This window comes from Pacificibacter marinus (assembly GCF_018860665.1).
GTDB lineage: Bacteria > Pseudomonadota > Alphaproteobacteria > Rhodobacterales > Rhodobacteraceae > Celeribacter > Celeribacter marinus_A.
This window is the reverse complement of record NZ_JAHKPK010000055.1, coordinates 20,842-35,242: the sequence shown is the minus strand read 5'-3', so window position 1 is coordinate 35,242 and position 14,401 is coordinate 20,842. Positions and strand designations below refer to the sequence as shown.

Below are 14,401 nucleotides of genomic sequence, written 5' to 3'. Positions count from 1 at the left end.
GCGTGCTCTAACATTGTCTGTGACAATATCCATGTCCCCCGCTAGCCCAGTGTTGGCGGGGGATATTTCTTTGGGCCTCCCGATTGACTGCGTGATCGGCGACAGTTGTTATATCCAAAACTATGTCGATGCGGATCCTAGTGACGCTATGGCCGATTTCACTTGCGGCAATCTCAGCTATGACGGCCATAAAGGCACAGACTTTGCCTTGCCGACGGGCCTTGATCTAGAGGACAATGTGCCTGTCCTTGCCTCTGCCGCAGGCACAGTCACCGCAACGCGCGACGGCATGAAAGATCACCGTCAACGCACTGCGGGCGCACCGGACGTGACGGATGTTGAATGCGGCAATGGGCTTGTCATCGATCATGGCGCGGGCTGGACCACGCAATATTGCCATATGATGCAAGGCTCAATTCACGTCAAAAAAGGCGACCGCTTGGACAAAGGCGCGCTCCTCGGCTATGTCGGTCTATCAGGCATGACCGAGTTTCCGCACGTTCATTTGGCTGTTCGAAAAGACGGTAAAGTCGTTGATCCGTTTCGACCAGAACCAACGACCACATGCGGTGAAACTGATGCACAGACCCTGTGGGACAGCCCGCTCGCCTATCAGTCATCAGGCCTATTGTCTGTCGGAATTACATCCAAAATTCCAGATTACGATGACGTCAAAGCAGGAACAGCACAGGCTGAAACCTTGCCCAGCGACAGCTCTGCTTTGGTCGTATTCGGATTTGCTTTTGGGGGCCAAGACAATGATATTATGCGTCTAGAGCTCACCGGCCCGAATGGCACGGTTGCCAGTCGCGACGTTACTGTGAACAAGCCCCAAGCCCAATATTTCAATGCAACGGGGCGAAAATCATCGACGGGGTGGCCTGCAGGCACTTATATGGGCAAGGTCCAGATCATACGTGACGGAAAAATGATCGACGCCCAAACGAACCAAATTACAGTGACGCCCTAGAGCTATTTTTCTGTGAGCTTTAACTCAATTCGACGATTTTGTGCCAAAGCAGCGGGGCTATCCCCTAAGGCAATCGGATGAAATTCGCCAAATCCTGCCGCTGCCAAACGACTTCCCGGAAACCCAAGCGCATCCGTCATATAGCGCACGACGGACAGCGCCCGCGCTTGGCTTAATTCCCAATTATCTTTGTAGTCGCCGTCCCCCGACAAGGGCACTTTATCGGTATGGCCATCCACGCGGATCACCCAATCGATTTCCGCAGGGATGTCTTTGGACACCTCGGATAAAATACTGGCTACACGAGCAATTTGCGCTTGGCCGCTGGACGCCAAAGTGGCCGAGCCTTGATCAAACAGCACTTCTGAAGAGAACACAAAACGATCCCCCACGATGCGCACGCCATCACGGTCCCCTAAAATTTCGCGCAAGCGACCAAAGAATTCTGATCGATAATTCTGCAATTGCTTGGCTTCTTCCTCTAAGCGCTTGCGTTCGGCTTCTTCCAATTGCGCCCTGCGGCGCTCTTCGGCTGCGACCTGAGCAAGAGCAGAATTAAGCCGCGATGTCAGGGCGTCAATTTGGACATTGGCCTCGGCATCGCGCTCTGTGCGATCATCCAAAATGGCTTGCAAAGACGACAACTGACTGCGCAACGCCGAGACCTGTTGATTGAGCAAGGTCACTTTGCGCTCACTTTCTGCCGATCTTTCACTTTCCTCCGCCAGCGCAGCTTTGGCCGTTGCCAACAAAGCCGCCTGTTTTTGTGCTTCTGACAATTGAGACTGTGCATCAAGATCAAGCGAACGGCGGGCGGCCTCAGCGGCTGCGAGTAAGGTCAGGGTTTCTTCTGCAGACTTACGTTCTTCTTCAAGCGCGAGGGTCAATGCGGTTAACTCATCTTGCGACGTCGCCAGCTTATCACGCAACGCTTGCAAGGCCGCTTGATCTAAAAGACGGGCTTGCTCAGCTGCGCTTAAAGCTGTGGTTGTTTCATCTGCGCGGGCGATGGCGGCGGCCAAGGCCGCATCCTTATCCACGACATCCGTTTGCAACTGCGCCACCAAAGCATCCAAAGCCTCACGCCGAGCAGCAGCCAAACGCGCATTTTCTGTCACGGCGTCGATTTCGTCACGGGCGCGGGCCAAAGCAAGTTGCAAGGCCTCTTGCTCAGAAATAATTCGCGCATTTGCGCTTTCCAATTCCGCAATGGTCGCGGATTGTTCATCGGATAATGCCAAAGCCGTGTCACGTTCAGACAACAAACTGGCGACTTGTGCCTCGAACGAGGCAATTTGCGCCTCTTTTTCGGCATTTTGCGTCTGAAGCGAGGCAATCAATGCCGATTGCGCCGTTGCTGTCTCGCGTGCCTCGCTCAATGTGGCGCGGATCGTGCCAAGTTGATCTTCCAACCCAAACGCACGCTGTTGCTCTAATCCCAATGCGCGCGCCAAGGCCTCGACTTCAGATGTCAATGCGTTGAGTTCCGTTTCTTGCCCTGAAATCGTTTCGCGCAACATCGATTGCACAACCATGAAAATGGTCAAAACGAACATCAAAACCAGCAAAAGCGCGGTCATCGCATCGACAAACCCGGGCCAAATCGACCCAGACATACGTTGCGAGGACCGGCGCAAAACGGCCATGACCTATTGATCCTGCGCTGCGATATCGCGCAAAGCCCGCGTCAGCGCAGAAATTTCGCCGCGCAACGCCGTGGTGCTTTCTTGACGGCCTGCGGACAGTTCTTCGAGAATACGCAACAATTGAACATCGATGGATCGCAAGCGCATTCTGCTTTCAGCATCGTCGCCCAAGCTTCCATGAATCTCAGAGGTCGCATTTTTCTCAAGCACCGTGACAAGGCGTTCTTGCGTGGAGGCGATTTTTTCCAAGGCGGGTCCGGTGCCGCCGTCTTGTTCCATGCGCAGAACCATGCGGTCGATAGATTTAGACAGTTGGTCGATGCGGTCATCAATCAAAGCACGCGAGACATCCGACTGCACGAACAGGTTTTGCAACCCCTCCATCTGCTGAGACATATGATCAAGAACGGCAGCGGCACCCGACATTTCGCCGTCGCCATCACCTGCCGAAAACCCGATGCGGGTGATGGACGACATCCATTCTTCAAGTTCGCGGAAGAACCGATTTTGTCCGTGGGAGGCAAACAGTTCAAGCAGACCAACGACCAGCGAGCCCGCAAGACCCAAAAGGGATGAGGCAAAGGCCGTACCCATGCCGCCAAGTTGCTGCTCTAACCCCGTCATCAGGCGCGTAAAGACAACGGATGCGCCCTCGCCCTCTTGCGGCGATAGCGCACGAATGGTGTCGACCAGCGCAGGAACAGTCGTCGCAAGGCCATAGAACGTGCCCAAAAGCCCAAGAAAAATCAAAAGGTTAGATATGTATCTGGTGATATCGCGCGCTTCATCGATCCGCGTGGCAACAGAATCCAAAATCGAACGAGAGGACGAACTGGAAATCTGCGACTGCGCACCGCGTTCGCGCATCAACCCCGCAAGCGGCGCCAAAAGCCGAGGCGCGCGCTTGCCCTTTTGCTTCGGCCGTATGCCGATAAAACGTTCGATCCAATTGACGGAGCCCACCAGTTGCGCCACCTGCCAAAAACAGGCGACAACACCGATGATAAACACAAAGCCAATGAAACCATTGAGATAAGGATTGGCCAGAAACACAGGCAAAACCCGCGGCAAAGCCACGTATCCCCCAAAGCCAACCATCCAAAGGACAATCACCATCAAGGTGATCTGCCTCACGGGTTGTGAAAAATGCTGCTGCGCCTGTTGATCGGGTTGGTCCATTTGACCCTATCCTGACCTAATGTTTCCTGTTGAATGTACGATAGGGGACGAATGGCGTTCTGCCAACACGCGATTTCATGAGTTTGCCTGCAAACGCATCCGAACTTTATCTGCCAGTGTCGTAAGCTCGGCGTCCTCCATGCCGATGTCGGACAAATGAGCAGCAGTGTTGAACAAATAGGCGCTGTTTGGCCCCCGCCCGCCAGTTGCTGTGGCGATAATATCTGCTTGGCGATCTAACGTAAGCGGACCGGTGTACTGTTCATGCTCAGGGTCTATCACATAGGCCAAGGCTGTGATCTCGCGCCCATCATCCAAGCGCAAATCCACTTGATGCTCGAAATAGGCAGAGGACACCAATTCACGTTCTCGCAAATCCGCAAGACAGCGCAAAGCCGTATCGGCCCCCACTTGGAATGCCACGCCGCGACATGTCGCCCCCGTTTTTGCATCCAATGCCAACACCAATCCAGGCACCTCGACACTGCCGCGATGGTGAATAGACCACATGCAAAACGACCGTGCATAACCGGTCAATGTGGCTGGTGCATGATCGACAAAATCGAATTCGGGGTTCCAAAGCAAAGATCCGTACCCAAAGACCCAAAACCCATCTTTAAACTCATCCATGATTGACCACGCTCTTGTTTCACAGGCCCACTGGCCAAGTTGCTTGGCTGTGTTTAAACACATCTTTGGTCACTGTTGGAAGTCTTGTTGAAAGGGATCGTCATGCGCAAAATTACTTGGGGGCTTTTGGCTGTTGCGATCTTATACTCTGGCTATTGGTTTGTTGCGGCGCGTGCCAGTGAACATGGGATTAAAACATGGTTAGAGGCCCGCGTCAGCGAAGGCTGGCAATCGGAATACGCGACGCTCAAAACACGCGGCTATCCTTTGACGTTCGAAACCACGTTGACAGATGTCGCTCTGGCAGATCCTGCGACGGGGCTGGCCTATAGAACCCCCAGTATTTCAATAAAAAGCCGCAGTTTTACTCCCACGCGCCTACATGCGGAACTTGCGCAAGACCTACGCCTGTCCACGCCATTTCAACACATCGATATCAGTAACACCGCAGCCAACGGCACCCTATTTGTCGAGGTCGGCACCGCGCTGACCATGCATCGCGCGACCTTTAATTTCGACGACCTCGTCGCAAAGTCCACGCTTGGATGGGGCTTTTCGCTCGGCAATGCCACGGCAAAAGCCCAGCGTCTAAAAGATGACACCTTAACACATGATATCCAAGTGACACTCACGAACCTCGCCCCATCTACGGCTATGATGAAGCGGCTCAATCCAAACGGTATTCTCTCTGATCGTTTCGACACACTCAGCGTTGATGCCAGTGTGACCTTTAACAAAGACTGGGACATTACAGCGCTGGAAGGCCCGCGTCCGCAGCCCACCCACGTGCTTTTGCGCAATATGGCCGCGACATGGGGCGCGCTTGATCTGCGCATCGCTGGTGACTTTGAAGTGGATGTCCAAGGGGTTCCAACAGGAAAAATTGCTTTAAAGGCGACCAATTGGCGCGAGATGATTACCTTAGCGACAGCCGCAGGTATCATCCCGAAAAATTTCGAAAACATGGCCTTGCGTGGTGGCGAAATGTTGGCTGGGATGACGGGCAACGCGAATACGATTGATGCTGAGCTTACCCTGTCTCGCGGTTCAATTTCACTCGGGTTCTTGCCGCTCGGGCCCGCCCCGCGCATTAGGATTCGCTAAGACATCTGTGACAATGGCTGCCTGATCGATAACGTTCCGCGTCAAAAACGGGGACGATCTTTGGCGCGATTTGCGCGGGTATGATCAGAGCAACAGCGCCATATCAACCGATTGGCACAAGCGGTCGCATCATTCAGGCAGCGGTGATTTCGACGCTCATCACCCCTATAATTGCCCAACAGGCCAGCTTTATGAGGCGTCTGAGTTGCGCCCAAAATTGGGGGCATCCGTATCTTGACCCGCATCAATAATACCACGACGAATGGCACGGGTTCGGGTGAAATATTCGTGCAAATGATCGCCATCGCCCATGCGAATGGCGCGTTGCAAAGCAAACAGTTCTTCGGTGAACCGCCCTAGAATCTCAAGTGTTGCGTCTTTGTTTGACAAGAACACGTCACGCCACATGGTGGGGTCAGAGGCCGCGATACGTGTAAAGTCACGAAATCCAGCGGCTGAAAATTCGATCACTTCTTGATCGGTGACACGGCTCAAATCGTCAGCCACACCCACCATAGTATAGGCGATCAAATGTGGTGTGTGGGACACAACAGCACAAACAAGATCGTGGTGCTCCGCATCCATACGCTTGGTATTTGCCCCAAGAGCGCGCCAAAAGTCCTCAATACGCAGGATCTCTGTTTCAGCAGAGTCCTCCGTCGGCACAATCAAGCACCAGCGCTTGTCGAACAATTCGGCAAAACCGGATTTGGGCCCAGAATGCTCGGTCCCTGCCATTGGGTGCGTGCCGATAAATTCAACATTTTCAGGCAGATGTGGCAGAACAGAAGCAAAAATATCCTTTTTCACAGAGCCCACATCAGTCACCACAGCACCCGCTTTGAGTGCCGGTGCGATCTCGGCCATGACACTCCCCATCGCACCAACAGGCACAGCCAGAACGACCAGATCGGCATCTTTCACAGCCTCAATCGCAGTGTCACACACGCGATCCACCAGCCCCATCTCATGTGCTGTTGTACGGGTCTCTGCGGACCGCGCATAGCCTGTGATTTCGCCAGCCACACCTGCACGGCGCATCGCCAAAGACATCGACCCCGCAATGAGGCCCAGCCCGATCAGGGCCACGCGCTCATAGATGACGCTCATCTGCTTTGCTCCAAAAACTGCCCGATCGTATGGGCCACGCGGCGGCAAGAGGATTCATCGCCCACGGTAATGCGCAAGCAGTTGGGCAGACCGTAGCCCGCGACGCGACGCACCAACAATCCGTTGGATTTGAGGTAAGCGTCACAGTTTTCCGCTTCATCGTTATCGATGAACCGCGCCAAAACGAAATTGGCGCAGGATGTATCCGACGGCACGCCGTGCTCCATCAGAGCCTCAGCCAACCAAGCGCGCAAACGGGTGTTTTCCTCGCGGCATTTTTCAACCCAATCGCGGTCTTTGACCGCGGCTTCGGCTGCCGCCAATTGCGGTTCAGACATATTGAACGGGCCGCGCACACGGTTCAGCGTGTCGATGATCTCTTGTGGGCCATAGCCCCAACCAATCCGCGCGCCGCCCAATCCGTAAATTTTAGAAAAGGTCCGCGTCATCACAACGTTGTCGCGCGTCTCAATCAAGGCCGCACCGCCATCAAAGGCTTCAACATACTCAGCATAAGCGCCATCAAGTACCAAAATCGCTTGGGGGGGCAGGCCATCCGCCAAACGCGATACTTCGCGTTGACCAATCATAGTCCCGGTCGGGTTGGCAGGATTGGCGATAAAGACAATCTTGGTTTTATTGGTGCAGGCCGCAAGAATGGCATCCACATCAACCACCCGCTCACGCTCAGGCACGCAGACGGGCGTCGCCCCTGCGGCCAATGTTGAGATGCGATACATCGAAAACCCGTGTTCTGTATGAATCACCTCATCGCCAACACCTGCATAGGCTTGGCATAAAAAAGTGATGATCTCATCAGATCCAACACCCACAATGATTTGCTGCGGATCAAGCCCGTGCACATCGCCGATTGCTTGACGCAGCGCGCTGTGATCCGTGTTGGGATATCTGTGCAACTGATGCGCAGCCTTGGTAAAAGCCGCTTTCGCGCCATCAGGTGTCCCGAACGGGTTTTCGTTCGACGACAGCTTAACGGCATTGTCCTGTCCTGCAATTTTGCTAGGACCACCTTGATACAAGGTGATATCAAGAATTTTGGGTTGGGGTTCAATCACACGGGTCATAGCTCAACTCACGATAAGGGTGTGCTCGTCATACCCTTGTGTGCGCGGCAAGGAAAGTCGCTTCAAGCATAGGCGCAAATATGTTGCGCGGGCGCGTCTGTTTTGACAAGAAAACCGATCAAAAAGGCCATAGTTACCTCAAAGAAAAAGGCCACCCAAACAGGCGGCCTTTTAAAACTTGGTCGTGATGGCTCAGATTAGTTCTGAGCGTAGAATTCGATCACGAGGTTTGGTTCCATTTGAACAGCAAACGGGACGTCTGAAAGACCAGGCGTGCGCACGAAAGTCGCTTTCAATTTGGAGTGATCCGCATCGATGTAATCAGGAACATCACGCTCAGCCAATTGCGTTGCTTCAAGAACAACTGCGATTTGCTTGGAACGATCACGCACTTCGATAACGTCACCTTCTTTTACGCGGTAAGAAGGAATGTTAACGCGCTTGCCGTTCACAGTGACGTGGCCGTGGTTTACGAACTGACGGGCAGCAAAGACTGTCGCCACGAATTTCGCACGGTACACAACGGCGTCCAAGCGGGATTCGAGCAGACCGATGAGGTTTTCACCTGTATCGCCTTTGATACGCACAGCGTCAGCGTAGATACGACGGAATTGTTTCTCTGTCAGATCGCCGTAGTGACCTTTCAGTTTTTGCTTCGCACGGAGCTGAAGACCGAAGTCGGAAAGCTTGCCTTTGCGGCGCTGACCGTGCTGGCCTGGGCCGTATTCACGGCGGTTCACTGGGGATTTAGCGCGGCCCCAGATGTTTTCGCCCATGCGGCGATCAATTTTGTACTTGGCAGACGTGCGTTTGGTCACGATCTGGATCCTTTCAATATGGTGCGCCACAATCAAAACAAGGCCGAATGCCAAGCGCCAATCATGGCAGCGTGTGAAAGGTGCTGTCCTTTGCTTTCCACGAACTATGTGCATTGAGCACAGTTATCGCTTTCGGCCGACAGGCATCCCCTTGCGGGGGCCACCAACACCAATAGTTAACCCGCACACATTTCTGTACACGGGATGAGCGGCTTATATAGGACTTGTAGGGGGTGTCAACCACGCGCCCCTGATTGGAACGCGTGTTTTTGTACTTTATGCGACGTCGTGCATTAAAATCGCAGCCTCAGCACCGGTTAACGTGCGGCGCGCCGACGGGCCATAAGAATCACCAGATGTTGTGATGTGCGGAAACCGTTCCAAAAGACAGCGCTTTTGATCCTCGGGCACATCATCAAGATCAGCGATTTCGGGATGAAAGCTTTCGGTTTCCAGCCCATTGGCCACAATAACTTGATGCGCGTCAAACAAAAGGTGGATGTAGTTCACTTGCTTGTGGGTGCGATCAATAACGATGGATCTGTCATTGACCAAATCCTTGGCCGCAATCAGCACTTCATCGGCATTGAACAACTCACGCGCCGCTTTGCCGGACACCAGCATTCTATGATGCGGAGAGACAATCAGATCTTCATCCGGATTGCCCATACCAAGCGCGTCGGCACGCAACCGCACAGGACGCAACTCGGGCATCGCATAAAGCCGCGCGCCAGACACACGCCGTCCACCAACCCAACGCAGAGCTTGCGGGCCGTTGTCTTTGGTTTGCACCCAATCGCCCTCGCGCAGATCCTCGACCAAACGCGCCCCATCGGGGGTCAATATCTGGGTGCCGGGTGTAAAACAAATCACGGCGCCCTTATCATCAACACGCGCATCACGCGCAGTTGCGACATAGGTCGACACGACCCAAAGATCCGTGTCTTTGGGTGGCATTTCACCTATGAACATCAATAAAGGCGCGCCCAAATCAGGCGTATCGATCAAAGTGATCTCGTATCTTTTAACCCCGTCAGTGACATCAAATCCACCGTCAAAAAGGCGCGTCCGTGCCTCAGGGTCGTGATATATAGGAGCGCCCGCCACTGCAGCACCAATCAACCGCCGCACCGATTGCGCAGCGCGTTGATGAAGTTCTGCCTTGCCGATCGCGCCGTCGAGCACGAGTACATCACGCGGCCCGTCCACGCAGACAGCATCCCCTGACCAACGCCACAATGCGCCGGTCGTGAGTGCGGTGAGCGATGCACGAGTGAGGCCTTCGACCTCTACCTGTGTCCACGCAATGACAAACGTGCCGGAAAAGCCCGTTCTCATAGCCTGTATGCCTGCCAATTTTAGTTTTTATATTTTTTATTGACTCTAGGCTAACACAAGCGAATCGGTCTGTTAACCATTTTTTTGCATCACGCGAATCTTCATATGAGGCTGGCTTGCTTAGGGCTTAGAAACGCAAGTTCACGTTCAACGCTCCGACCATTTGACCGCTTGATTGGTCTTTGAGGTTTGAGCCAAGCCACGTCACGCCGTAAGGCATATCCGCTTTCGAGGCCGAGAGCTGTAAACCTACCCCTCCGCGCAGCTGAACAGGTTCGATCAAAAATCCACCAGAGTCTGGAAGATATTGTGCCGACCAATCACGAGCAATATTTACGCCAAGATGCGGCAATGTTTCAACTTCGGCCTGTATTTCTGCGAATGGGCGGAGATCTGAAAAAACATATGAGGCTGAGTGCCAGCGATCTTGCGCACCCTCATGAAAGTCAGTGGCGAGCAGATGCCCTGCCCCAGCCCTCTGACCCTCTTGAGACATACCAGGCTGCACGACCGTTAAGCTGATCATAACAGCAAGCATACGAGCCAAATGGCGCAATTTTTTGTGCATAACGAGGTATCCTTGAGGGGCAGGTATTTCGATTGAAGCTAGATCAGATTGGTTAACAGTCCCTATAGATTGCTGAGAATTGGGCACGATTACGGCACAAAGATTGACAACTTTAAGACGTTGCAATTTGGCAGCACCTTGACACCTTTGGTTCGGCGGCAACCATCATGACGCGCCAAGTGTCATTCATACGCAAGCCCACCGCCACGCAAAAATCCATTGGGTCATTCCACCCAATGGATTTATCACAGCTTAAACGGCGTTCAGAAATTTTAGCTCTGCGCTTTCGCCCGCGCACGCATCAACATCAAACCGATGGCAAGCACTGCGCCGCAAATGAGCAACAAGGACACAGGTCGCTGTACAAAGATAAGCAAATCCCCATGCGACATGATCAAGGAACGTCTTAGATTTTGCTCTGACAAAGTTCCCAGCACCACGCCCAAAAGCATAGGCGACAAGGGAATACGTGCTTTCTCGAACAGAAAGCCGATACATCCGAACAGCAGCGCTACAAACATGTCGAACACACTGTAGCGCACCGAATAAGACCCGATCATACACAGGAACATAATAACAGGGATCATCACGCGTTGATCAATGCGGATCAGCTTTGCGAACAGCCCCGTCAGGCTGAGCCCCACGATCAACAGCGCGATCTGAGCGATGATCACGCCCGCAAAGAGCGCGTAAATCAGATCAAGATTGGTGGTGAAAAACACAGGCCCCGGCTCGAACCCGTGGATGGTTAATGCCCCCAACAATACGGCTGTCACCGCGTCGCCCGGAACCCCAAGCGACAACATCGGAATCAGAGCCCCTGATGTCGCGGCATTGTTTGCCGCCTCTGGAGCAACGATCCCCTTGGGGTTGCCTTGGCCCAGATCGGAATCCGGCCCTTCGCTGCGTTTGAGTTCCGAATAGGCAGCAAAAGCGGCGATATCACAGCCTGCCCCCGGTACTGATCCGACGAACACGCCAATTAGCGCCGATTTTACGGCGGTCCATTTGGTCAAAACCAGATCAGACCATGTCGGCAGATAGGTTTCATTTTTAGCACTTTTGGGAAAGGTCAATAGTTTCTCGGACCGCATAAACACCTGCGTCACCCCAAAGAGCCCTACAAGAATGGGAATAAGCTCCACCCCACCTAGAAGATCACGCAGGCCAAACGTGTAACGCGACGTGGCAGCAATCGGATCAAAGCCGATGGTTGTGATCCACATGCCAATCGCCGCAGCAAGAATACCGAGCATCAGACTGTCGGCAGACACGGCCACAATCATCGCCAAGCCAAACAGTGTCAGCGCGAAAAATTCAGGGGGACCAAAGGCCAAACCAATGGCTGCGAGTTTTGGCGCCATCAGCGTCATCACAAACGCGCCGACGATACCGCCCACAAACGATGCCACGGTGGCCAGCCCAATGGCGCGCCCTGCTTCGCCGCGCTCAGACATTGGAAATCCGTCAATCATTGTGGCTGCCGCCGCAGGCGTGCCCGGGGTGCGCAGCAAAATCGCCGACAATGACCCGCCATAAATTCCACCGCAAAACACGCCGACCAGCATCAAGATGCCCTGCAATGGCGCGTGCCCAAAGGTGAAGGGCAGCAATAGCGCACAGCCTGTTGTGGCCGTCAGTCCCGGCAGTGCGCCAACAAAAACGCCAGCAAACACGCCAAGAAAGATGAAAATGATGGTGGTCGGATCACTCAGAACCGTCGCCATGCCGTGAACGATATTTAAGGCTTCCATGATTTTTCCTTACAGAAAACGTTCAAACAGACCCGCAGGTGGTGGGGCAAAGGCAAGGCGTGACAGCAGTATCCATGCCAGCGCACTCAGGCCGATGGACACGAAGCCCAATATCCAAACGGATCGCATGCCAAAAATCCACATAACCGCAGCCAGCCACAAAGGCGCCAAAAGCGGGTAACCGATGATGGGCAGCAACACGAGAAACCCGAACGTAAGCAAGGCCACGCTGACCGGCTTCCAAGTTATCTTGATGTCCTCATCACTCGCGGACGTGTTGGGGGATTTTCCCCTGAGGCGCTGGATCAAAGAAACACAGGCCGTCACGCATACGACGCCTGACGCCAGTTGAGGAAACACATTGCCGCCGCTGGGTGTGTCATCGCCGTATTGGCCCGCCATGAAAAACGCGATAGCCGACAAGGCAGCTAAGACACCAAGCGTTGTAACGTCGGTTAGGTCCACCTTTGGGGTGGACCTTTTGGTTTGATCAGACGGAGTCACTTGCCGATGCCCAGATCGGAAATGGCAGCCTCAAGACTTGTTTCCAGATCAGCAAGAAAGGTCTCGAACTCGGCTGGATCTTTGTAAACAAGTGGCAGACCCTTTTCTTTCGCGAGAGTCTGGAAGCTCTCGGATTCAAAGCAAGCCTTAAACCCAGAGACGATTTTGGCCTTTACAGCCTCATCAATCCCTTTGGGCATAGCAAGCCCACGCCAGTCGTATACTGGAGCGGCCAGCGGATAGCCCGCCTCTGACACCGTCGGCACATCAGGAAATGCATCAGCGCGCTCAAGCGCATTGACGGCCAGAATGCGCACTTCGCCCGCTTCCATCAATTGTTTCATCTCGTCGATGCCAGTTGTCGCGACTGCAACGTGATTGCCCAGCAAAGCTGTTCTGACATTGGCTGAGCCATCAAAAGGGACATAGTTGAATGAGGCGCCATATTCTTTGGCCAAGGTCGCAGCCGACAGATGCCAAGCGCCGCCTGTACCTGCATGCCCAACAGTCACAACGCCCGGATTTTCCTGCGTGTAGGTCATCAGATCGCCCAACGTTTGAAATTCGGAATCTGCTGCCACTGTGATCGCGCCGGGGCTTTGATTGATCAACTGGATCAAGTCAAAATCGCGATAACTCAGATCTGCTTGCCCCAAAAGGCCATAGGTGGACAAGTTAAAGGTGATCAAGCCTACAGTGTATCCGTCACTGCGCGCAGTGCTCGTCCCACCCATACCAATCGCGCCAACAGCACCTGTTTTGTTCACAACATTGATATTCTCGCCAAAACAAGATTCTGCCTCGCCAACAAGGCTGCGCGCGATCGTGTCTGTTCCACCGCCCGCAGACCACGGAACGATCATTGTGACGTCCTTTGCGGGGTAATCTTGCGCCACGGCGCCAGTGGATGCCACGGTCAGTGAAAGGGCCGCAAAAAGGCCTTTATAATTTGTCATATTTTCCTCCCTAAGTACTTGACAATAAACCAATAACTGTAACTCATTACGCTATCGAAACTTAAACAGGGAATGCCCAAATGATCGTCAGAATGGCCATATTTCGCGGTGTACTACCGTCTGAAAACAAAGCGGATTTCATTGCACATCTTGAAACAAATATGCTTCCACTCATTCGGGATTTCCCGCAGATCAGCTCTGCCGACGCGCTCCTCCCACGTGACAGCGATCCTTCGCTTGGCGATGTTCAATTGATCCTCGATATGCGCTATGCAAATGAGGATGCGATGAACACCGCCCTTGCGTCGCCGCAACGGGCTCAAAACGGGGAAGAGACGAAAGCGCTCTTTGCCTTGATGCAAAACCCCAGTGTTGAACACATTGTGCTCGGCGACTGATCGTCTTTTATTCGGGCTGCGTTGGCGGCTCGAAGAACGAGGCCGGAACCAAAATTTTGTTCACCTGAGACACAAGATTTCCGGCCTCGGCAGATTTTTTAAGAAACAGTTGCCAATCAGGATCAGCAGCCATCGCAGCGCGCTTTGCGGCACGATCAGCGGCATCTTTATAGATCCAGATGTGAACATAAGAATTCACATCGCCCGTCTCAGTCGCGCCGTAAACAACCGGTTGCCCAAGATGCTTGCTTTGCGGTGCCCAGCCGAACTCTTCGTACAGTTTCATATGTTTTTTAATCGTGCCGGGGCGACAGGTATAAGTGCGGTGATCGTAAATCATT

General features: G+C 53.5%; 15 protein-coding genes. 3 read left to right on the top strand and 12 right to left on the bottom strand.

The features are described 5' to 3' along the window. Nucleotides 1–31: 31 nt before the first annotated feature. Nucleotides 32–970 (top strand): M23 family metallopeptidase, encoded by a 939-nt coding sequence (locus KO497_RS14105; protein WP_252729683.1) that lies wholly within the window; start codon nt 32–34, stop codon nt 968–970. 2 nt (nt 971–972) lie between these two features. Here the strand turns inward: KO497_RS14105 and KO497_RS14100 are convergent, their stop codons facing one another. From KO497_RS14100 to KO497_RS14090, 3 genes are all read right to left on the bottom strand, one after another. Beyond that, complete coding sequence (locus KO497_RS14100) at nt 973–2,616, bottom strand: peptidoglycan -binding protein (protein ID WP_215944597.1); 1,644 nt, start codon at nt 2,614–2,616, stop codon at nt 973–975. 3 nt (nt 2,617–2,619) lie between these two features. Then, a complete protein-coding gene (locus KO497_RS14095) occupies nt 2,620–3,795 on the bottom strand; it encodes a biopolymer transporter ExbB (protein ID WP_215944596.1) in 1,176 nt (391 codons plus the stop codon). Between the two features lie 75 nt (nt 3,796–3,870). Then, entirely contained in the window at nt 3,871–4,425 is a 555-nt protein-coding gene (locus KO497_RS14090; protein ID WP_215944595.1) for a gamma-glutamylcyclotransferase, read from the bottom strand. 102 nt (nt 4,426–4,527) lie between these two features. Here KO497_RS14090 and KO497_RS14085 point away from each other — a divergent pair, with 102 nt between their 5' ends. Further along, a complete protein-coding gene (locus KO497_RS14085; RefSeq protein WP_215944594.1) occupies nt 4,528–5,529 on the top strand; it encodes a DUF2125 domain-containing protein in 1,002 nt (333 codons plus the stop codon). Nucleotides 5,530–5,718: 189 nt separating this feature from the next. On the opposite strand, the gene KO497_RS14080 is transcribed toward KO497_RS14085, so the two are convergent. From KO497_RS14080 to KO497_RS14045, 8 genes are all read right to left on the bottom strand, one after another. Then, nucleotides 5,719–6,639, bottom strand: a complete 921-nt coding sequence (locus tag KO497_RS14080; RefSeq protein WP_215944593.1) for a prephenate/arogenate dehydrogenase family protein — start codon at nt 6,637–6,639, stop codon at nt 5,719–5,721. Next, complete coding sequence (hisC, locus tag KO497_RS14075; RefSeq protein WP_215944592.1) at nt 6,636–7,724, bottom strand: histidinol-phosphate transaminase; 1,089 nt, start codon at nt 7,722–7,724, stop codon at nt 6,636–6,638. The genes KO497_RS14080 and hisC overlap by 4 nt, the downstream gene beginning before the upstream one ends. Before the next feature lie 197 nt (nt 7,725–7,921). Further along, the gene (gene rpsD / locus KO497_RS14070; protein ID WP_215944591.1) at nt 7,922–8,542 is read right to left on the bottom strand and encodes a 30S ribosomal protein S4; all 621 of its coding nucleotides are present in this window, start codon (nt 8,540–8,542) and stop codon (nt 7,922–7,924) included. Nucleotides 8,543–8,818: 276 nt separating this feature from the next. Next, nucleotides 8,819–9,880: a Hint domain-containing protein gene (locus tag KO497_RS14065; protein WP_215944590.1), complete on the bottom strand. Its 1,062-nt coding sequence runs from the start codon at nt 9,878–9,880 to the stop codon at nt 8,819–8,821. 127 nt (nt 9,881–10,007) lie between these two features. Beyond that, nucleotides 10,008–10,448, bottom strand: a complete 441-nt coding sequence (locus tag KO497_RS14060) for a hypothetical protein (RefSeq protein WP_215944589.1) — start codon at nt 10,446–10,448, stop codon at nt 10,008–10,010. A gap of 272 nt (nt 10,449–10,720) precedes the next feature. Then, the gene (locus KO497_RS14055; RefSeq protein WP_215944588.1) at nt 10,721–12,202 is read right to left on the bottom strand and encodes a tripartite tricarboxylate transporter permease; all 1,482 of its coding nucleotides are present in this window, start codon (nt 12,200–12,202) and stop codon (nt 10,721–10,723) included. A 9-nt stretch (nt 12,203–12,211) separates the two neighbouring features. Further along, nucleotides 12,212–12,667, bottom strand: a complete 456-nt coding sequence (locus KO497_RS14050) for a tripartite tricarboxylate transporter TctB family protein (protein ID WP_215944587.1) — start codon at nt 12,665–12,667, stop codon at nt 12,212–12,214. A 35-nt stretch (nt 12,668–12,702) separates the two neighbouring features. Further along, a complete protein-coding gene (locus KO497_RS14045; RefSeq protein ID WP_215944586.1) occupies nt 12,703–13,662 on the bottom strand; it encodes a Bug family tripartite tricarboxylate transporter substrate binding protein in 960 nt (319 codons plus the stop codon). A gap of 92 nt (nt 13,663–13,754) precedes the next feature. On the opposite strand from KO497_RS14045, the gene KO497_RS14040 reads away from it, so the two are divergent. Then, nucleotides 13,755–14,060 (top strand): hypothetical protein, encoded by a 306-nt coding sequence (locus tag KO497_RS14040; RefSeq protein ID WP_215944585.1) that lies wholly within the window; start codon nt 13,755–13,757, stop codon nt 14,058–14,060. A gap of 7 nt (nt 14,061–14,067) precedes the next feature. Here KO497_RS14040 and KO497_RS14035 read toward each other — a convergent pair whose 3' ends face one another. Next, entirely contained in the window at nt 14,068–14,400 is a 333-nt protein-coding gene (locus KO497_RS14035) for an NIPSNAP family protein (protein ID WP_215944584.1), read from the bottom strand. Nucleotide 14,401 lies beyond the last annotated feature (1 nt).